We start from the raw sequence: 19,063 nt of genomic DNA on the forward strand, positions 1-19,063 counted from the left end.
ACTCTTCTTTCCCTCCTGTTTAGCGCCTGATATCCCTTTTCAGATTTCTGCCCGACGCATGTCATTTTTTTATGCATTGTTCTTTTTGTGATCTAAATTGTAGTACAACAATATAAGTTTGTACTACATTACGCACACGGCAAACGCGAACGTCATCACGCTGGTACTACAAAGTTGCCGCGTTATGCATCGATCGGGGTAAAGTAGAGAAGAACATACAGAGCACAAGGACTCTCCATGACTCTCAATAAAACCGATCGCATTGTCATTACGCTGGGTAAACAGATCGTTCACGGCAAATACGTACCTGGCTCGCCACTTCCGGCTGAGGCGGAGCTCTGTGAAGAGTTTGCAACCTCGCGCAACATCATCCGTGAGGTGTTCCGTTCGCTGATGGCGAAGCGGCTGATTGAAATGAAACGTTATCGCGGGGCGTTTGTGGCACCGCGTAACCAGTGGAATTACCTCGACACTGACGTACTGCAATGGGTGTTGGAAAACGACTACGACCCACGGCTTATCAGTGCCATGAGCGAAGTGCGAAATCTGGTGGAACCGGCGATTGCCCGTTGGGCAGCAGAGCGCGCGACTTCCAGCGATCTGGCGCAGATTGAATCGGCGCTGAACGAGATGATTGCCAACAATCAGGACCGCGAAGCGTTTAACGAAGCGGATATTCGCTACCACGAGGCGGTGCTGCAGTCGGTACATAACCCGGTGTTACAGCAACTTAGCATTGCGATCAGTTCGTTGCAGCGGGCGGTTTTTGAACGAACCTGGATGGGCGATGAGGCCAACATGCCGCAAACGCTCCAGGAACATAAGGCGCTGTTCGATGCAATACGGCATCAGGACGGCGATGCGGCAGAGCAGGCGGCGCTTACCATGATCGCCAGCTCGACACGAAGGTTAAAGGAAATCACATGACAGCTCGCTACATCGCAATTGACTGGGGATCGACCAATCTGCGCGCCTGGCTTTATCAGGGCGACCACTGCCTGGAGAGCAGGCAATCAGAAGCAGGCGTCACGCGCCTGAACGGAAAATCTCCGGCTGCGGTGTTAGCAGAAGTCACGACCGACTGGCGTGAAGAAAATACGCCAGTGTGATGGCAGGAATGGTCGGCAGCAATGTCGGCTGGAAAGTTGCTCCGTATTTATCTGTTCCTGCCCGTTTTTCGTCTATTGGCGAACAATTAACGTCTGTTGGCGACAATATCTGGATTATTCCCGGATTATGCGTCTCTCATGACGATAACCACAATGTGATGCGCGGCGAAGAAACACAATTGATCGGCGCGCCAGCTCTGGCTCCTTCCTCTCTTTATGTTATGCCCGGTACGCATTGCAAATGGGTGCAGGCCGATAGCCAGCAAATCAACGATTTTCGCACCGTGATGACCGGTGAATTACATCATTTACTGTTAAATCACTCATTGATTGGCGCAGGTTTGCCGCCGCAGGAAAACTCTGCCGATGCCTTCGCGGCTGGCCTTGAGCGCGGCCTTAATGCGCCCGCCATATTGCCGCAGCTTTTTGAAGTTCGCGCCTCGCATGTGCTGGGAACACTTCCCCGCGAACAGGTCAGCGAATTTCTCTCTGGTTTGTTGATTGGCGCAGAGGTTGCCAGTATGCGCGACTATGTGACCCATCAACACGCCATCACCCTTGTCGCCGGAACATCGCTGACCGCGCGCTACCAGCAAGCCTTTCAGGCGATGGGTTGCGACGTGACGGCGGTGGCGGGCGACACGGCATTTCAGGCTGGTATAAGGAGCATCGCTCATGCAGTGGCAAACTAAACTTCCGCTGATCGCCATTTTGCGCGGCATTAAGCCCGACGAGGCGCTGGCGCATGTTGGCGCGGTGATTGACGCCGGGTTCGACGCGGTTGAAATCCCGCTGAATTCCCCACAATGGGAGCAAAGCATTCCCGCCATCGTTGATGCGTATGGCGACAAGGCGTTGATTGGCGCAGGTACGGTACTGAAACCTGAACAGGTCGATGCGCTCGCCAGGATGGGCTGTCAGCTCATCGTTACGCCCAATATCCATAGTGAAGTGATCCGCCGTGCGGTGGGCTACGGCATGACCGTCTGCCCCGGCTGCGCGACGGCGACCGAAGCCTTTACCGCGCTCGAAGCGGGCGCGCAGGCGCTGAAAATATTTCCGTCATCGGCTTTTGGTCCGCAATACATCAAAGCGTTAAAAGCGGTATTGCCATCGGACATCGCAGTCTTTGCCGTTGGCGGCGTGACGCCAGAAAACCTGGCGCAGTGGATAGACGCAGGTTGTGCTGGGGCGGGCTTAGGCAGCGATCTCTATCGCGCCGGGCAGTCCGTAGAACGCACCGCGCAGCAGGCAGCAGCATTTGTTAAGGCGTATCGAGAGGCAGTGCAATGAAAATCACCAAAATTACCACGTATCGTTTACCTCCCCGCTGGATGTTCCTGAAAATTGAAACCGATGAAGGCGTGGTCGGTTGGGGCGAGCCCGTGATTGAAGGCCGCGCCCGTACGGTGGAAGCGGCAGTTCACGAGCTGGGTGACTATTTGATTGGTCAGGATCCTTCGCGCATCAATGACTTATGGCAAGTGATGTATCGCGCCGGATTTTATCGTGGCGGTCCAATCCTGATGAGCGCCATTGCCGGGATCGACCAGGCGTTATGGGATATCAAAGGCAAAGTGCTGAATGCGCCGGTCTGGCAACTGATGGGCGGCCTGGTTCGCGACAAAATTAAAGCCTACAGTTGGGTCGGCGGCGATCGTCCGGCGGATGTTATCGACGGCATTAAAACCCTGCGCGAAATCGGCTTCGATACCTTCAAACTGAACGGTTGTGAAGAACTGGGGCTAATTGATAACTCCCGCGCGGTAGATGCGGCAGTCAACACCGTGGCACAAATTCGTGAAGCTTTTGGCAATCAGATTGAGTTTGGTCTTGATTTCCACGGTCGCGTCAGCGCGCCAATGGCGAAAGTGCTGATTAAAGAACTGGAGCCGTATCGCCCGCTGTTTATTGAAGAGCCGGTGCTGGCGGAACAAGCCGAATACTACCCGAAATTGGCGGCACAAACGCATATTCCACTGGCGGCGGGTGAGCGCATGTTCTCACGTTTCGATTTTAAACGCGTGCTGGAGGCAGGCGGTATTTCGATTCTGCAACCGGATCTCTCCCATGCAGGCGGTATTACCGAATGCTACAAAATTGCTGGAATGGCAGAAGCCTATGATGTGACCCTTGCGCCGCACTGTCCGCTCGGACCGATTGCACTGGCGGCTTGCCTGCATATCGACTTTGTTTCCTATAACGCGGTACTTCAGGAACAAAGTATGGGCATTCATTACAACAAAGGCGCGGAGTTACTCGACTTTGTGAAAAACAAAGAAGACTTCAGTATGGTTGGCGGCTTCTTTAAACCGTTAACGAAACCGGGCTTAGGTGTGGAAATCGACGAAGCTAAAGTTATTGAGTTCAGTAAAAATGCCCCGGACTGGCGTAATCCGCTCTGGCGTCATGAAGATAACAGCGTAGCAGAGTGGTAATTCCTGCCACGTAAGCCCCTCATCGGGCACTAAAACAGCAATACAAAAATATAACCCTCTGTAAATTACAGGGCATGGTGAGCGGCTTCGCTATGCCCAAAATCTGGAGAAAGCTCGCTATGGATATTCCCGTTAATGCAGCAAAGCCGGGGCGTCGGCGTTATCTGACGCTGGTGATGATCTTTATTACGGTGGTCATTTGTTATGTTGACCGCGCTAACCTGGCCGTGGCTTCCGCCCATATTCAGGAAGAGTTCGGCATTACGAAAGCGGAAATGGGCTATGTATTTTCGGCCTTCGCCTGGCTTTATACGCTATGCCAGATCCCCGGCGGTTGGTTTTTAGATCGCGTAGGTTCTCGCGTGACTTATTTTATTGCGATATTTGGTTGGTCAGTGGCGACTTTATTCCAGGGCTTTGCCACGGGATTAATGTCATTAATTGGTCTGCGTGCGATAACCGGTATTTTCGAAGCGCCCGCTTTCCCGACCAATAACCGGATGGTGACCAGCTGGTTCCCGGAACATGAACGCGCTTCCGCCGTTGGTTTTTATACGTCTGGTCAGTTTGTCGGTCTGGCGTTTTTGACTCCGCTGCTGATCTGGATTCAGGAGATGTTGAGCTGGCACTGGGTGTTCATTGTCACTGGTGGTATCGGCATTATCTGGTCGCTGATTTGGTTTAAGGTTTATCAGCCGCCGCGCCTGACCAAAGGTATCAGCAAAGCTGAACTGGATTACATTCGTGATGGCGGCGGTCTGGTGGATGGTGATGCGCCGGTGAAGAAAGAGGCGCGTCAGCCGTTAACAGCCAAAGACTGGAAACTGGTGTTCCATCGTAAACTGATCGGCGTTTATCTTGGGCAATTTGCGGTGGCTTCTACACTGTGGTTTTTCTTAACCTGGTTCCCGAACTATTTAACCCAGGAAAAAGGAATCACGGCGCTGAAAGCAGGCTTTATGACCACGGTGCCATTCCTCGCGGCGTTTGTCGGCGTCCTGCTCTCTGGCTGGGTCGCGGATCTGCTGGTACGTAAGGGCTTTTCACTGGGCTTTGCGCGTAAAACGCCGATTATCTGCGGCTTGCTGATCTCCACCTGCATTATGGGCGCTAACTACACCAACGATCCGATGATGATTATGTGCCTGATGGCGCTGGCATTCTTCGGCAACGGTTTTGCTTCGATTACCTGGTCGCTGGTCTCTTCTCTGGCACCGATGCGCCTGATTGGTTTAACCGGCGGCGTGTTTAACTTCGCCGGTGGTCTGGGCGGCATCACCGTTCCGCTGGTGGTGGGGTACCTGGCGCAGGGTTACGGTTTCGCACCTGCACTGGTTTATATCTCCGCCGTCGCGTTGATTGGCGCGCTCTCTTACATCCTGCTGGTGGGCGATGTGAAGCGCGTTGGCTAATCTTTCAACTGTGGAATATGCGCCATACCACTGCGCATAATCCACTTTCTTAAAGCCGGTGCGGTCAGGCATCGGCTTTTTACTATCTTGCCGAAGAGTTTTAAACGCAGTTTGCGGGTGGCGCGCCAGTAAGCGGTATTGAGCTTCTCTGGCTGCTTCAGTAACACCGAACGCAGAATGTCTGCGCTATCCAGCGCATAGCTAATCCCCTCCAGCGAACTGGCGCTGATAAATCCTGCCGCTTCGCCAATCAGAAAGGCGTTGTCCTTACCGCAGACAAAATCCTGCCAGCGTGAGGGAAACAGCACCGTGCATTTTTCGCTTTTCACCGCCTTACCAAACTGGAACTGAAAGGCGCTCATTTTCTCTTTCAGCGTCGTGAAACGCGTCTGACCGTCTTTCATTGGATAAGCACCGCCAAAGATAAAATAACCGTCTTTGCTGATACTCCATGAATAACAGTTAGTTATCGAATTATCAAAGATGCAGGAGTAGAACGGCACCGGATGTTTCTCTGCGAACCACTGCTGGATAGCGACATATTTACGGATTTGATGATCCGGGTAGAGATGTCGCCGCACCATCGAGTTTGCGCCATCGGCACCGACCAGATAGCGGGCAGTAATATGTTGCTCCCAGCCGTCTGCACGAAAAATGACATGCCATTTATCATCCTCACGCCAGATTTTTCGGCACAGGCTATCGTGATAAACCTCAACGCTGGCGGGGATCAGCGATTTCATCCACAAGTCGAAAGCATGGCGATTAATATTGATATAGCTTCGCTGGTAGTTACGCGTGAGCGATGCGGCGACGTCGACAGTTTTGACGCTGAAAATCTGTGGATTGGCGATCACATCGACAGGAAGCGTCAGTCCATCGCGAATAAAAGATCGCTGCGCGTCCGGTGCCAGCAGACCGCCGCAAGGTTTGCTGAAACCTTCAGTACCACACTGGTGCTTTTTATCCAGCGCGATCACCTGCATTTTGCCTGCTAATTTTCGCGCCAACGCCGATCCTGCCGGGCCGAGGCCAATAATCGCCACGTCGAAATGTTCCATCTTTTCACTCACATTCATCACGATGGCAAAAGACTATTGTCTGAAAGTGAAGTCCTTGTGAAGTATGATGGCGGGACCCGTTTTGTATCAGGACCGCGCCATGAAACAGATAACCTTTGCTCCCCGTAATCACCTGCTCACCAATACCAATACCTGGACGCCCGACAGCCAGTGGCTGGTATTTGACGTGCGTCCTTCTGGGGCGTCGTTTACCGGCGAGACCATTGAGCGTGTGAATATCCATACCGGCGAGGTCGAGGTTATCTATCGCGCGTCACAGGGCGCACACGTCGGCGTGGTGACCGTTCATCCGAAGTCAGAGAAATATGTTTTCATCCATGGCCCGGAAAATCCTGATGAAACATGGCATTACGACTTCCATCATCGACGCGGAGTCATTGCTGAAGGCGGCAAGGTGAGCAATCTCGATGCAATGGATATTACCGCGCCGTATACGCCAGGAGCGCTGCGCGGCGGCAGCCATGTGCATGTCTTTAGCCCGAACGGAGAAAGGGTGAGCTTTACCTATAACGACCATGTAATGCATGAACTCGATCCGGCGCTGGATTTGCGAAACGTCGGTGTTGCCGCACCGTTTGGCCCGGTCAACGTACAAAAGCAGCATCCGCGTGAATACAGCGGTAGCCACTGGTGCGTACTGGTGAGCAAAACCACGCCCACACCGCAGCCTGGCAGTGATGAAATCAATCGTGCTTATGAAGAAGGATGGGTAGGAAATCACGCGCTGGCGTTTATTGGCGACACACTTTCGCCAAAGGGCGAGAAAGTGCCGGAGCTGTTTATCGTTGAGTTACCGCAAGATGAAGCTGGCTGGAAAGCGGCAGGTGATGCGCCGTTAAGTGGAACGGAAACCACCCTGCCCGCGCCACCGCGCGGCGTCGTGCAGCGACGTTTAACCTTTACCCACCATCGGGCTTATCCGGGGTTAGTCAACGTCCCGCGCCACTGGGTGCGCTGTAATCCGCAGGGTACGCAAATCGCGTTTTTAATGCGTGATGATAACGGCATTGTGCAACTGTGGCTTATCTCGCCACAGGGCGGCGAGCCGCGCCAGTTAACCCATAACAAAACGGATATTCAGTCTGCATTTAACTGGCATCCGTCAGGAGAATGGTTGGGCTTTGTGCTGGATAATCGAATTGCTTGTGCCCATGCGCAAAGCGGCGAGGTTGAGTATTTAACCGAAAACCACGCCAATCCACCTTCTGCGGACGCCGTGGTCTTCTCGCCGGATGGTCAGTGGCTGGCGTGGATGGAAGGCGGCCAGCTGTGGATCACCGAAACTGATCGCTAAATCAGTTATCAGGCATTCTGGCCGGTGGAATAACCGCATTGGTGGCTTGCGCGTTGGCTTCGCTTTTTTCAACGCGCGAGCGCACCGAGCTGTCTTTGCGGAACACATCCCACGGCAGTAAAAGCGTGTCCATCACAGCGGTAAACGGCATATCGAGAATCGCCAGCGACTTAGTGCCCCAGTTGGTTTCATCGTCGCCAATCATGGTTGCGCTGGCGCGGGTGCCGGGATACGTTCCTTCTTTCCCTCCGGTATGGGACATCACGCTGGAGCATCCTCCGAGTAATGTCATTCCGCTGCATATCATGAACGCTAACAACACATTTCTTATCATAATAAATTCATCTGTTGATCGTGGGTGTTGGCCTGATGAGTTATAGCGATCCCTTGCTGAAAATAACATCATCATTACGTCGCACTGTGGCGGCTATCGCACTTTAACGTTTCGTGCTGCCCCCTCAGTCTATGCAATAGACCATAAACTGCAAAAAAAAGTCCGCTGATAAGGCTTGAAAAGTTCATTTCCAGACCCATTTTTACATCGTAGCCGATGAGGACGCGCCTGATGGGTGTTCTGGCTACCTGACCTGTCCATTGTGGAAGGTCTTACATTCTCGCTGATTTCAGGAGCTATTGATTATGCGTAACTTTGATTTATCCCCGCTTTACCGTTCTGCTATTGGATTTGACCGTTTGTTTAACCACTTAGAAAACAACCAGAGCCAGAGTAATGGCGGCTACCCTCCGTATAACGTTGAACTGGTAGACGAAAACCATTACCGCATTGCTATCGCTGTGGCTGGTTTTGCTGAGAGCGAACTGGAAATTACCGCCCAGGATAATCTGCTGGTGGTGAAAGGTGCTCACGCCGACGAACAAAAAGAGCGCACCTATCTGTACCAGGGCATCGCTGAACGCAACTTTGAACGCAAATTCCAGTTAGCTGAGAACATTCATGTTCGTGGCGCTAACCTGGTAAATGGTTTGCTGTATATCGATCTCGAACGCGTGATTCCGGAAGCGAAAAAACCGCGCCGTATCGAAATCAACTAATTCCTTAAGGCCGCCTGGCGCGGCCTGACATCTCCATGCTCGCCGTCAGGGAGCATATGCGAATCTTCGGATTTGCAGGTACTTACTCGCTTCTTAGAAGGAGAAATGACTATGCGTAACTTCGATTTATCCCCACTGATGCGTCAATGGATCGGTTTTGACAAACTGGCCAACGCACTGCAAAACGCCGGTGAAAGCCAGAGCTTCCCGCCGTACAACATTGAGAAAAGCGACGATAACCACTACCGCATTACCCTTGCGCTGGCAGGTTTCCGTCAGGAAGATTTAGAGATTCAACTGGAAGGTACGCGCCTGAGCGTAAAAGGCACGCCGGAGCAGCCAAAAGAAGAGAAAAAATGGCTGCATCAAGGGCTTATGAATCAGCCATTTAGCCTGAGCTTTACGCTGGCTGAAAATATGGAAGTCTCTGGCGCAACCTTCGTAAACGGTTTACTGCATATTGATTTAATTCGTAATGAGCCTGAACCCATCGCAGCGCAGCGTATCGCTATCAGCGAACGTCCCGCGTTAAATAGCTAACTAGCTATTCTCTTTGCCCCGCCATTCTGGTGGGGCTTTTTTTGTCTTTTTTCTTCAACAATGCGTTAAATTTCGCCTGTTTAAGATATTTCGGCACGTTCTTTCCCGTGATAATGTGCGCTATAAGGCAAATCTGCTTCACCGATTCAGCCATAATCCGTAGCAATTAAAAATGTTATCTCAAGAGAAATGGACGATGAGTGATATAGCATTAACGGTCAGTATTCTGGCTTTGGTGGCAGTCGTCGGTTTGTTTATCGGCAATGTCAAATTTCGCGGCATAGGATTAGGTATTGGCGGCGTGCTGTTTGGTGGGATCATCGTCGGCCATTTTGTTTCTCAGGCGGGGATGACATTAAGTAGCGATATGCTGCATGTTATTCAGGAATTTGGCCTGATCCTGTTCGTTTATACTATCGGGATTCAGGTAGGGCCGGGCTTCTTTGCCTCATTGCGCGTCTCCGGATTACGCCTCAACCTGTTTGCTGTTCTGATCGTCATCATCGGTGGTCTGGTTACCGCCATCCTGCATAAACTGTTTGATATTCCACTGCCGGTAGTGCTGGGGATTTTCTCCGGTGCGGTTACCAATACGCCAGCGCTGGGGGCAGGGCAGCAGATTTTGCGCGACCTGGGTACACCAATGGAAATGGTCGATCAGATGGGGATGAGTTACGCGATGGCGTATCCATTCGGCATTTGCGGGATTTTGTTCACCATGTGGATGTTGCGGGTTATTTTCCGCGTCAATGTCGAGACAGAAGCTCAGCAGCACGAGTCTTCACGCACCAATGGCGGCGCGCTGATCAAGACTATCAATATTCGCGTTGAGAACCCTAACCTGCATGATTTAGCCATTAAAGATGTACCGATTCTCAACGGCGACAAAATTATCTGCTCGCGTCTGAAACGCGAAGAAACCCTAAAAGTTCCTTCGCCAGATACCATTATTCAACTGGGCGATTTGCTGCATCTGGTGGGTCAGCCAGCGGATTTACATAATGCGCAACTGGTGATTGGTCAGGAGGTCGATACTTCGCTGTCCACGAAAGGCACTGATTTGCGCGTCGAGCGTGTGGTGGTCACCAATGAAAACGTGCTCGGAAAACGTATTCGCGACCTGCACTTTAAAGAACGCTATGACGTTGTTATCTCGCGCCTGAACCGTGCCGGGGTCGAACTGGTCGCCAGTGGCGATATCAGCCTGCAGTTCGGCGATATCCTCAATCTGGTGGGGCGTCCGTCCGCAATTGATGCCGTTGCCAATGTGCTGGGGAATGCGCAGCAAAAACTGCAACAGGTTCAGATGCTGCCAGTGTTTATTGGCATCGGGCTTGGCGTATTGTTAGGTTCTATTCCCGTCTTTGTGCCTGGGTTCCCGGCCGCGTTGAAACTGGGGCTGGCGGGCGGTCCGCTGATTATGGCGTTGATCCTCGGGCGTATCGGCAGTATCGGCAAGCTGTACTGGTTTATGCCGCCAAGTGCCAACCTCGCGCTGCGGGAGCTGGGGATCGTGCTGTTCCTCTCGGTCGTTGGTCTGAAATCTGGTGGGGATTTTGTGAATACCCTGGTCAATGGCGAAGGGCTAAGCTGGATTGGTTATGGTGCCCTGATCACCGCCGTTCCGCTGATTACTGTTGGCATTCTGGCGCGGATGTTAGCCAAAATGAATTACCTGACCATGTGCGGGATGCTGGCAGGTTCCATGACCGATCCTCCGGCGCTGGCGTTTGCTAATAATCTTCATCCAACCAGCGGTGCGGCGGCGCTCTCTTACGCCACTGTCTATCCGTTAGTGATGTTCCTGCGCATTATCACCCCCCAATTACTGGCGGTGCTCTTCTGGAGTATCGGTTAACTCTTTTCCGGGTGGAGTCGCCGTAAATGGTACTCCACCTGGTATTCGCTGGCATTTCTGAACATCACTGAATAATTCAAAAACTCCCCGCTCTCGCTATATGACAACGAGGTGATCCGCAGCAGTGGCGTGTGTTCCGCTACCTTCATTTGCCGCGCCAGCAGTCTATCGGCGAGCACTGGCGTCAGGCTTTCATAATTACCGCCAATCAAAATCCCGCACTCTTGTTCAATATATTCAAACTTCGACCCTTCCAGATGTTGCAGCGAAAGATTACGGAACAGTTTTACCGGCATATAGCTGTCTTCCAGCATCAGCGGTTTCCCTTCCACAAAACGAACGCGACGGGAGAAGTAGATCTGCTCGTTGATTTGAATCCGTAACTGGCTGGCAATGACCGGAGGCGCAGGCATGATTTCAAAAATCAGCACCTGGCTGGTGACCGTTTTTCCCTGCCGTTTTAACACCTCCACCAGCCCGGTCAGGCTGGCGGTTTGATGCAGTACATCTTTGCGCACCAGGTAAGTGCCGCTGCCGTGGCGGCGGACCACCAATCCCCACGCTACCAGCAGGTCAATGGCTTTACGGATGGTCATCCGCGATACCGCAAATTCTTCCGCCAACTTTTTTTCACCGGGAAGAAGGCTATTTAGCGTGAAATCTGCAGAATTAAGTCGAATTCTTAACCGCTCCGCAATGCTTTTGTAGATCATCTCTAGATCTCTTTTTTGCCTGCAAGCACGGGTAATGCGCCCACAAGTTCTGCTTAATCGATTGAAAAAACATCTTTTTTTTAAAGATGTGTTCGATGCTGTGTACCTGTGCTCACAGATGTCTACTTTTTCGCGAAAACGTAGATCTCTACCGCCCAACGAAAAGCATGAAAGCGATCACGAATCCCATTGGGTCGTCATGTTCTGCCGATCGCATCTTCCTATCCTCGCTCCAGGCCTGCCGCATAACCAATCAGGCTTCCTACTTACAGAATTGAGAAAAGAGGATGTGGAAATGCTCAGTCAAATTCAACGCTTTGGCGGCGCGATGTTCACGCCAGTGCTGCTGTTTCCCTTCGCCGGGATTGTGGTGGGTCTTGCCATCTTGCTGCAAAACCCGATGTTTGTCGGGGAATCACTGACCGATCCGAACAGTTTATTCGCGCAAATCGTACACATTATTGAAGAGGGCGGTTGGACGGTGTTCCGTAATATGCCGCTGATTTTTGCTGTCGGTTTACCCATTGGCCTTGCTAAGCAAGCGCAGGGGCGTGCTTGTCTGGCGGTGATGGTGAGTTTCCTGACCTGGAACTATTTCATCAACGCGATGGGAATGACCTGGGGAAGCTACTTCGGCGTCGATTTCACTCAGGACGCGGTGGCAGGTAGCGGTCTGACAATGATGGCCGGGATTAAAACCCTCGATACCAGCATTATCGGCGCAATTATCATTTCCGGCATTGTGACGGCGCTGCATAACCGTCTGTTCGATAAAAAACTGCCGGTTTTTCTCGGCATTTTCCAGGGGACGTCTTATGTGGTGATTATCGCCTTCCTGGTGATGATCCCCTGTGCCTGGCTGACGTTGCTCGGCTGGCCAAAAGTACAAATGGGGATTGAATCTCTGCAAGCGTTCCTGCGTTCGGCGGGTGCGCTTGGGGTGTGGGTTTACACCTTCCTCGAACGTATTCTGATCCCAACCGGTTTACACCACTTCATCTACGGACCGTTTATCTTTGGTCCGGCAGCTGTTGAAGGCGGCATTCAGATGTACTGGGCGCAGCATCTGCAAGAGTTCAGTCTGAGCGCCGAGCCGCTGAAATCGTTGTTCCCGGAAGGCGGTTTTGCCCTGCACGGTAACTCAAAAATCTTTGGTGCCGTGGGCATTTCTTTAGCGATGTACTTCACTGCCGCACCGGAAAATCGGGTAAAAGTGGCGGGCTTGCTGATTCCCGCAACCTTAACCGCCATGCTGGTGGGAATTACCGAACCGCTGGAATTTACCTTCCTGTTCATTTCACCGTTGCTGTTTGCGGTACACGCTGTGCTTGCGGCCTCAATGTCGACCGTGATGTATCTCTTTGGTGTGGTGGGCAACATGGGCGGAGGTCTGATTGACCAGGTTTTACCGCAAAACTGGATCCCGATGTTCAGCAACCACGCGGATATGATGCTGACCCAAATCGCCATTGGGTTGTGCTTTACCCTGCTGTACTTCGTGGTTTTCCGCACACTGATTCTGCAGTTCAACATGTGCACGCCGGGACGTGAAGATGCGGAAGTGAAACTCTACTCAAAAGCCGAATACAAAGCCTCGCGAGGCCAAACCACCGCGGCAGAGCCAAAAAAAGAGCTGGATCAGGCTGCCGGTATCCTGCAAGCCCTGGGCGGGGTCGGCAATATCTCCAGCATTAACAATTGCGCGACGCGTTTACGTATTGCACTGCATGACATGTCACAAACGCTGGATGACGAAGTCTTTAAAAAGCTGGGAGCGCACGGCGTCTTCCGTAGTGGCGATGCCATTCAGGTGATCATTGGTCTGCATGTATCCCAGCTGCGTGAACAGCTCGATAGCTTAATTAATTCTCATCAATCAGCAGAAAATGTTGCCATTACGGAGGCAGTATAATGACCAAATTCTCAGTGGTTGTCGCAGGCGGTGGAAGCACCTTTACGCCAGGCATCGTGTTGATGCTCCTGGCGAATCAGGACCGTTTCCCGCTTCGTGCACTGAAATTTTATGATAACGATGGTGCGCGGCAGGAAGTGATTGCCGAAGCCTGTAAAGTCATCCTTAAAGAGAAAGCGCCGGACATTGCGTTTAGTTACACCACCGATCCTGAAGTGGCATTCAGCGACGTTGATTTTGTCATGGCGCACATCCGCGTCGGCAAGTACCCGATGCGCGAACTGGATGAAAAAATCCCACTGCGCCACGGTGTTGTTGGTCAGGAAACTTGCGGACCCGGCGGAATAGCGTACGGCATGCGTTCCATTGGCGGCGTCCTGGAACTGGTGGATTATATGGAAAAATATTCACCAAACGCCTGGATGCTCAACTACTCCAACCCGGCAGCAATTGTCGCAGAAGCCACGCGTCGTCTGCGCCCGAATGCGAAAATCCTCAACATCTGTGACATGCCAATCGGTATTGAAAGCCGGATGGCGCAAATTGTTGGGCTGCAAGATCGCAAACAGATGCGCGTGCGCTACTACGGCCTGAACCACTGGTGGTCGGCGATATCCCGCAGTTTCAGAAAGGGTTAATGAGTCAGCAAGTGGCGGTGGAAAAACTGGTCGTGGACGCCTGGGAACAGCGTTCATATCAGCACCTGTGGTAGGCGATTACGTTGTCGAAAACGGTACCGAGCGCCTCGGTCGCCAAAGCTATTCTGGATGAGTTGCTGGAGGCCAACAAAGCGTACTGGCCAGAGTTACGTTAATTGTGTGGACTGGCATCCGTTGGGTGCTGGTCCGTATTCTTTAGCACGGCTGACGGCGCATAACCAAATTTATGTTTAAAGGCTTTGCTGAAATGAAAGGAGTCGAAGAAGTTGAGCGTATCAGCGACTTCGCCAACCGAGTTTCCTTGTTGCTTTAATAGCGATAGCGCCAGATCCAGACGCGCATCGAGGTAATATTCTTTCGGCGTCTTGCCGGTATAGCGTAAAAACAGACGACGCAACCAGGCTTCGCTACAGGGGATCGTGGCAGCCATATCAGCTACGCTCCAGCGTTGTTGCAGACTGGCATGTAAAGTGGCAATTAATTTTTCAATTTGCCGCCGTTGTGGATCTTTTTTACCATCTGCGTACATAAGACAAATCCACTGATAAATAATTTTCGTCAGAAAAGCGACTGCCAGATTATTTTTTATTGCTTCTGGTGAAGTTATTAACTCAGCAACTTCGGTGAGTTCCTGATTATAAATTTCGCCATTATAAATAACGCTTTGCTGACCAACGGGAATATCCATCATGCTGGTGGGGGTAAATTCCATCCAGTACTGTTCCCAGACTAAACCTTCACAGTGATAAGAGTGAATATCCATTGGCTTTAAGAATATAATACAGTTGCCATGCAGTGTTATTTGTTCGCCATTCTTTAAAAGAATTTTCCCACATCCTTGTACGGTATACACCGCAACCCATGAGTTGGCGATAAGCGGTTTCTTCTTGTCCCGCGGCCAGATCACCCGGTAATGCTCGTCGGCGTAGGTATGCCAGAGCGAGATCAGAGAAATTCCGCTGGAGATCACATTTTCGTTAATCAATAAGGGAATATTGTACGGAGTTTCGTTTTTTACATCTGAACTTTGCAATTTTCCATTCATTTTAATATCCCTCCGGCGAATTATGCTCACAACCTGAACTTAACAGAAAACAATCCGTTCAGGGATACGACGTTTGTATTTTAAGAATCTGACTGCCTGACCCGACGCATTTTACCTCTCCCTATATTCATGCGTCCGGGACATAAACATAAATAAGGGCTATGAGATGAATTCGTTACAAATCTTGAGTTTTGTCGGTTTTACGCTGCTGGTGGCGGTGATCACCTGGTGGAAGGTCCGCAAAACAGATACCGGATCGCAACAAGGCTATTTTCTTGCCGGACGTTCACTAAAAGCGCCGGTTATTGCCGCTTCGTTAATGCTAACCAACCTTTCCACGGAACAACTGGTCGGCCTTTCCGGGCAGGCCTACAAAAGCGGCATGTCGGTGATGGGCTGGGAAGTGACTTCAGCGGTGACGCTGATCTTCCTCGCGCTAATCTTTTTACCGCGCTATCTGAAGCGCGGCATTGCCACCATCCCCGATTTTCTGGAGGAACGTTATGATAAAACGACGCGTATTATCATCGACTTCTGCTTCCTCATTGCCACCGGCGTCTGCTTTCTGCCGATTGTTCTCTACTCCGGCGCGTTGGCGCTCAACAGCCTGTTTCACGTCGGGGAATCGCTACAGATTTCTCACGGTGCGGCTATCTGGCTACTGGTAATTTTGCTTGGTCTGGCGGGAATTTTGTATGCGGTGATCGGCGGACTGCGCGCAATGGCAGTGGCGGACTCCATCAACGGTATTGGGCTGGTTATCGGCGGGTTGATGGTGCCGGTATTTGGCCTGATCGCGATGGGCAAGGGCAGCTTTATGCAGGGCATTGAGCAACTCACCACCGTTCACGCCGAGAAATTAAACTCAATCGGTGGCCCGACCGATCCCTTGCCGATTGGCGCGGCATTTACCGGTTTGATTCTGGTGAACACCTTTTACTGGTGTACAAATCAGGGCATCGTGCAACGCACGCTGGCGTCAAAAAGCCTGGCGGAAGGGCAAAAGGGGGCGCTGTTAACGGCGGTGCTGAAAATGCTCGACCCGCTGGTACTGGTGCTGCCAGGGTTGATTGCGTTTCATCTGTATCAGGATTTACCGAAAGCCGACATGGCCTACCCGACGCTGGTCAATAACGTTCTGCCAGTGCCAATGGTGGGTTTCTTCGGCGCGGTGTTATTTGGTGCGGTGATCAGTACCTTCAACGGCTTTCTGAATAGCGCCAGTACGTTATTCAGTATGGGTATTTACCGTCGCATCATTAACCAGAATGCCGAGCCGCAGCAGCTGGTCACCGTCGGGCGCAAATTTGGTTTCTTTATCGCTATCGTTTCGGTGCTGGTCGCGCCGTGGATCGCCAACGCGCCGCAGGGGCTGTATAGCTGGATGAAACAGCTCAACGGCATTTACAACGTGCCGCTGGTTACCATCATCATTATGGGCTTTTTCTTCCCGCGCATCCCGGCGCTGGCGGCAAAAGTGGCGATGGGGATTGGCATAATCAGCTACATCACCATCAACTATCTGGTGAAGTTCGACTTCCATTTCCTCTATGTGCTGGCCTGTACGTTCTGCATCAACGTGGTCGTGATGCTGGTGATCGGTTTTATCAAACCGCGCGCCACGCCGTTCACCTTCAAAGATGCGTTTGCGGTGGACATGAAACCGTGGAGAAACGTCAAGATCGCGTCAATTGGCATCCTGTTCGCGATGATTGGCGTCTATGCCGGGCTGGCTGAATTCGGCGGCTACGGTACGCGCTGGTTAGCGATGATCAGTTATTTCATTGCCGCCGTAGTGATTGTCTACCTGATTTTTGACAGCTGGCGGCATCGTCACGACCCAGCCGTAACCTTTACTCCCGACGCGAAGGATAGCCTATGAAACGCCCCAATTTTCTGTTCATCATGACCGATACCCAGGCCACCAATATGGTCGGTTGCTATAGCGGTAAACCGCTGAATACGCAAAATATTGATAGTCTGGCGGCGGAAGGTATTCGCTTTAATTCCGCCTACACCTGTTCACCGGTTTGTACGCCTGCACGCGCCGGACTATTTACCGGTATCTACGCTAACCAGTCCGGCCCGTGGACCAACAACGTCGCGCCAGGCAAAAACATCTCCACTATGGGGCGCTACTTTAAGGATGCCGGCTATCACACCTGTTACATCGGCAAATGGCATCTCGACGGTCATGACTATTTCGGCACTGGCGAGTGTCCGCCGGAGTGGGACGCTGATTACTGGTTCGATGGGGCGAACTACCTTAGCGAACTGACGGAAAAAGAGATCAGCCTGTGGCGCAATGGCCTAAACAGCGTTGAGGATTTACAGGCGAACCATATCGACGAAACCTTCACCTGGGCGCACCGCATCAGCAATCGGGCGGTAGATTTTCTGCAACAGCCCGCGCGCGCCGAGGAACCCTTCCTGATGGTGGTTTCGTATGATGAGCCGCATCACCCGTTCACCTGTCCGGTGGAGTATTTAGAGAAATACGCTGATTTTTACTACGATCTGGGCGAGAAAGCTCAGGATGACCTGGCGAACAAACCGGAACATCACCGCTTATGGGCGCAGGCGATGCCATCGCCAGTCGGTGATGACGGGCTTTATCACCATCCGCTCTATTTTGCCTGTAATGACTTTGTTGATGACCAAATCGGACGGGTCATCAATGCCTTAACGCCAGAGCAACGTGAAAATACGTGGGTCATTTATACTTCCGATCACGGCGAAATGATGGGCGCACATAAGCTGATCAGTAAAGGAGCGGCGATGTATGACGACATCACCCGTATTCCGCTGATCATCCGTTCGCCGCAAGGGGAGCGGCGACAGGTCGATACGCCAGTCAGTCATATCGATTTACTGCCGACAATGATGGCGCTGGCAGATATTGAAAAACCAGAGATTCTGCCGGGGGAAAATATCCTTGCCGTGAAAGAGCCACGCGGTGTAATGGTGGAATTTAACCGCTACGAGATTGAGCATGACAGCTTTGGCGGTTTTATTCCGGTGCGTTGCTGGGTGACGGATGACTTTAAACTGGTACTCAACCTCTTCACCAGTGATGAACTTTACGATCGCCGTAATGACCCAAATGAAATGCATAACCTGATCGATGATATCCGTTTTGCAGACGTTCGCAGCAAAATGCATGACGCCTTATTGGATTACATGGACAAAATTCGCGATCCGTTCCGCAGTTACCAATGGAGCCTGCGTCCGTGGCGTAAAGATGCACTGCCGCGCTGGATGGGGGCATTTCGTCCACGCCCACAAGATGGCTATTCGCCGGTGGTACGTGACTATGACACCGGCCTACCGACGCAAGGAGTGAAAGTGGAAGAGAAAAAACAGAAGTTCTGACGATAATGCCCGCTGATGAACACCCGGCGGGCATTATTCAGGCTGCTTAAACCAGTGAACCGCCGGTCAGGAAGGAAAAAATCAGGAATATCAGCAAAATGCTGCACACGATGCCGATACCAAAAAGCAAGGTATGGAAAGCCAGCGTCCCGCCGCCAAAAACCAGCGCGCCGCGAATGCCCCAGCGATTTTCCTTACGCATACCGCCAATAAATGCGCAAAGTAGCGCAGCAATGGCCAGTGCGATACCGCTTTGATCGAGGATTTTATCGACATCTACGTCCTCTTTTTTCTCCACGGTGGTAATTTTTTCGCCTTTTATTCCGGCGAGAAGACCTCTTTTAATTTCAGCCGTTTTGTCCGCCACGATGCTTTCAAACGTTGGCGGTGGTGCGGAAAAAGGGCCGAATGAAAAGTGGATAATCCCCATCATTAAAGCGATGGCACCGAACAGCATGCCCAATGAACTGATTTTATTTTGAGCTATGATACCCATCTGACCTCCTTGTAGCGGATGGCGAAAGCATATCAGGAAACGGGCGGACGAAATTCTTAAAAAAAAACCGCTAAAGGTAG

At 51.8% G+C, this 19,063-nt stretch carries 16 protein-coding genes, 2 pseudogenes and 1 other annotated feature; of the genes and pseudogenes, 13 read left to right on the forward strand and 5 right to left on the reverse strand.

The window, feature by feature from the left end; translation table 11 throughout:
* Positions 1-237 precede the first annotated feature (237 nt).
* From dgoR to ACJHXA_RS09085, 5 genes and pseudogenes are all read left to right on the forward strand, one after another.
* On the forward strand, positions 238-927 hold the full coding sequence (dgoR, locus tag ACJHXA_RS09065; RefSeq protein ID WP_000174305.1) for a D-galactonate utilization transcriptional regulator DgoR: 690 nt from the start codon (positions 238-240) through the stop codon (positions 925-927).
* Positions 924-1,801 (forward strand): annotated as a pseudogene (gene dgoK, locus ACJHXA_RS09070) (2-dehydro-3-deoxygalactonokinase). The gene dgoR and the pseudogene dgoK overlap by 4 nt, the downstream one beginning before the upstream one ends.
* Positions 1,785-2,402 carry a 2-dehydro-3-deoxy-6-phosphogalactonate aldolase gene (gene dgoA / locus ACJHXA_RS09075; RefSeq protein ID WP_001198699.1) on the forward strand — a complete coding sequence of 206 codons (618 nt, stop codon included), beginning with the start codon at positions 1,785-1,787 and terminating at the stop codon, positions 2,400-2,402. Before dgoK ends, dgoA begins: the two are co-directional and overlap by 17 nt.
* Positions 2,399-3,547 carry a galactonate dehydratase gene (dgoD, locus tag ACJHXA_RS09080; protein ID WP_000705001.1) on the forward strand — a complete coding sequence of 383 codons (1,149 nt, stop codon included), beginning with the start codon at positions 2,399-2,401 and terminating at the stop codon, positions 3,545-3,547. The genes dgoA and dgoD overlap by 4 nt, the downstream gene beginning before the upstream one ends.
* Positions 3,548-3,621: 74 nt before the next feature.
* Positions 3,622-4,959, forward strand: coding sequence for an MFS transporter (locus tag ACJHXA_RS09085; RefSeq protein ID WP_000253455.1), 1,338 nt, complete (start codon positions 3,622-3,624; stop codon positions 4,957-4,959).
* Here the strand turns inward: ACJHXA_RS09085 and cbrA are convergent.
* Positions 4,956-6,020 (reverse strand): colicin M resistance lipid reductase CbrA, encoded by a 1,065-nt coding sequence (gene cbrA, locus ACJHXA_RS09090; protein WP_001343513.1) that lies wholly within the window; start codon positions 6,018-6,020, stop codon positions 4,956-4,958. The genes ACJHXA_RS09085 and cbrA overlap by 4 nt on opposite strands.
* A gap of 100 nt (positions 6,021-6,120) precedes the next feature.
* Here cbrA and ACJHXA_RS09095 point away from each other — a divergent pair, with 100 nt between their 5' ends.
* Positions 6,121-7,335 (forward strand): DUF3748 domain-containing protein, encoded by a 1,215-nt coding sequence (locus ACJHXA_RS09095; protein ID WP_001295245.1) that lies wholly within the window; start codon positions 6,121-6,123, stop codon positions 7,333-7,335.
* Between the two features lies 1 nt (position 7,336).
* Here the strand turns inward: ACJHXA_RS09095 and ACJHXA_RS09100 are convergent, their stop codons facing one another.
* A complete protein-coding gene (locus tag ACJHXA_RS09100) occupies positions 7,337-7,669 on the reverse strand; it encodes a YceK/YidQ family lipoprotein (RefSeq protein WP_000620888.1) in 333 nt (110 codons plus the stop codon).
* 239 nt (positions 7,670-7,908) lie between these two features.
* Positions 7,909-7,981: a sequence feature (ROSE (Repression Of Heat Shock gene Expression) occurs in the 5'-region of heat shock genes and acts as an RNA thermometer to modulate expression.), on the forward strand.
* On the opposite strand from ACJHXA_RS09100, the gene ibpA reads away from it, so the two are divergent.
* The 3 genes from ibpA to ACJHXA_RS09115 all read left to right on the forward strand — a co-directional run bounded on the left by ibpA (position 7,975) and on the right by ACJHXA_RS09115 (position 10,786).
* Positions 7,975-8,388 (forward strand): small heat shock chaperone IbpA, encoded by a 414-nt coding sequence (gene ibpA / locus ACJHXA_RS09105; protein ID WP_001243437.1) that lies wholly within the window; start codon positions 7,975-7,977, stop codon positions 8,386-8,388. (Overlaps the previous feature by 7 nt.)
* 111 nt (positions 8,389-8,499) lie before the next feature.
* The gene (gene ibpB / locus ACJHXA_RS09110) at positions 8,500-8,928 is read left to right on the forward strand and encodes a small heat shock chaperone IbpB (protein ID WP_001243431.1); all 429 of its coding nucleotides are present in this window, start codon (positions 8,500-8,502) and stop codon (positions 8,926-8,928) included.
* A 196-nt stretch (positions 8,929-9,124) separates the two neighbouring features.
* Positions 9,125-10,786: a putative transporter gene (locus ACJHXA_RS09115; RefSeq protein WP_001279752.1), complete on the forward strand. Its 1,662-nt coding sequence runs from the start codon at positions 9,125-9,127 to the stop codon at positions 10,784-10,786.
* Here the strand turns inward: ACJHXA_RS09115 and ACJHXA_RS09120 are convergent.
* Positions 10,783-11,499 (reverse strand): GntR family transcriptional regulator, encoded by a 717-nt coding sequence (locus tag ACJHXA_RS09120; protein ID WP_001315913.1) that lies wholly within the window; start codon positions 11,497-11,499, stop codon positions 10,783-10,785. The genes ACJHXA_RS09115 and ACJHXA_RS09120 overlap by 4 nt on opposite strands.
* A gap of 295 nt (positions 11,500-11,794) precedes the next feature.
* On the opposite strand from ACJHXA_RS09120, the gene ACJHXA_RS09125 reads away from it, so the two are divergent.
* Both ACJHXA_RS09125 and ACJHXA_RS09130 read left to right on the forward strand, forming a co-directional pair.
* On the forward strand, positions 11,795-13,411 hold the full coding sequence (locus ACJHXA_RS09125) for a PTS sugar transporter subunit IIB (protein WP_000952127.1): 1,617 nt from the start codon (positions 11,795-11,797) through the stop codon (positions 13,409-13,411).
* A pseudogene (locus ACJHXA_RS09130) lies at positions 13,411-14,225 on the forward strand (hypothetical protein). The gene ACJHXA_RS09125 and the pseudogene ACJHXA_RS09130 overlap by 1 nt, the downstream one beginning before the upstream one ends.
* On the opposite strand, the gene ACJHXA_RS09135 reads toward ACJHXA_RS09130, so the two are convergent.
* Positions 14,222-15,115, reverse strand: a complete 894-nt coding sequence (locus ACJHXA_RS09135) for a helix-turn-helix transcriptional regulator (protein ID WP_001013540.1) — start codon at positions 15,113-15,115, stop codon at positions 14,222-14,224. The pseudogene ACJHXA_RS09130 and the gene ACJHXA_RS09135 overlap by 4 nt on opposite strands.
* 166 nt (positions 15,116-15,281) lie before the next feature.
* Here ACJHXA_RS09135 and ACJHXA_RS09140 point away from each other — a divergent pair, with 166 nt between their 5' ends.
* Positions 15,282-16,997, forward strand: coding sequence for a solute:sodium symporter family transporter (locus tag ACJHXA_RS09140; protein ID WP_001087147.1), 1,716 nt, complete (start codon positions 15,282-15,284; stop codon positions 16,995-16,997).
* Positions 16,994-18,487, forward strand: a complete 1,494-nt coding sequence (locus ACJHXA_RS09145; RefSeq protein WP_000828483.1) for a sulfatase-like hydrolase/transferase — start codon at positions 16,994-16,996, stop codon at positions 18,485-18,487. Before ACJHXA_RS09140 ends, ACJHXA_RS09145 begins: the two co-directional genes overlap by 4 nt.
* A 46-nt stretch (positions 18,488-18,533) precedes the next feature.
* Here ACJHXA_RS09145 and yidI read toward each other — a convergent pair whose 3' ends face one another.
* A complete protein-coding gene (gene yidI, locus ACJHXA_RS09150; RefSeq protein WP_000511287.1) occupies positions 18,534-18,983 on the reverse strand; it encodes a protein YidI in 450 nt (149 codons plus the stop codon).
* Positions 18,984-19,063: the final 80 nt, after the last annotated feature.

Source organism: Escherichia sp. WS33, from assembly GCF_046486385.1.
Lineage (GTDB): Bacteria > Pseudomonadota > Gammaproteobacteria > Enterobacterales > Enterobacteriaceae > ECMA0423.

What these genes read in the sequence shown, in the direction of transcription:
- dgoR (WP_000174305.1), top strand. Translation starts at nt 238, where the DNA reads ATGACTCTCAATAAAACCGATCGCATTGTCATTACGCTGGGTAAACAG.
- dgoA (WP_001198699.1), top strand. Translation starts at nt 1,785, where the DNA reads ATGCAGTGGCAAACTAAACTTCCGCTGATCGCCATTTTGCGCGGCATT.
- dgoD (WP_000705001.1), top strand. Translation starts at nt 2,399, where the DNA reads ATGAAAATCACCAAAATTACCACGTATCGTTTACCTCCCCGCTGGATG.
- ACJHXA_RS09085 (WP_000253455.1), top strand. Translation starts at nt 3,622, where the DNA reads ATGGTGAGCGGCTTCGCTATGCCCAAAATCTGGAGAAAGCTCGCTATG.
- cbrA (WP_001343513.1), bottom strand. Translation starts at nt 6,020, where the DNA reads ATGGAACATTTCGACGTGGCGATTATTGGCCTCGGCCCGGCAGGATCG.
- ACJHXA_RS09095 (WP_001295245.1), top strand. Translation starts at nt 6,121, where the DNA reads ATGAAACAGATAACCTTTGCTCCCCGTAATCACCTGCTCACCAATACC.
- ACJHXA_RS09100 (WP_000620888.1), bottom strand. Translation starts at nt 7,669, where the DNA reads ATGATAAGAAATGTGTTGTTAGCGTTCATGATATGCAGCGGAATGACA.
- ibpA (WP_001243437.1), top strand. Translation starts at nt 7,975, where the DNA reads ATGCGTAACTTTGATTTATCCCCGCTTTACCGTTCTGCTATTGGATTT.
- ibpB (WP_001243431.1), top strand. Translation starts at nt 8,500, where the DNA reads ATGCGTAACTTCGATTTATCCCCACTGATGCGTCAATGGATCGGTTTT.
- ACJHXA_RS09115 (WP_001279752.1), top strand. Translation starts at nt 9,125, where the DNA reads ATGAGTGATATAGCATTAACGGTCAGTATTCTGGCTTTGGTGGCAGTC.
- ACJHXA_RS09120 (WP_001315913.1), bottom strand. Translation starts at nt 11,499, where the DNA reads ATGATCTACAAAAGCATTGCGGAGCGGTTAAGAATTCGACTTAATTCT.
- ACJHXA_RS09125 (WP_000952127.1), top strand. Translation starts at nt 11,795, where the DNA reads ATGCTCAGTCAAATTCAACGCTTTGGCGGCGCGATGTTCACGCCAGTG.
- ACJHXA_RS09135 (WP_001013540.1), bottom strand. Translation starts at nt 15,115, where the DNA reads ATGAATGGAAAATTGCAAAGTTCAGATGTAAAAAACGAAACTCCGTAC.
- ACJHXA_RS09140 (WP_001087147.1), top strand. Translation starts at nt 15,282, where the DNA reads ATGAATTCGTTACAAATCTTGAGTTTTGTCGGTTTTACGCTGCTGGTG.
- ACJHXA_RS09145 (WP_000828483.1), top strand. Translation starts at nt 16,994, where the DNA reads ATGAAACGCCCCAATTTTCTGTTCATCATGACCGATACCCAGGCCACC.
- yidI (WP_000511287.1), bottom strand. Translation starts at nt 18,983, where the DNA reads ATGGGTATCATAGCTCAAAATAAAATCAGTTCATTGGGCATGCTGTTC.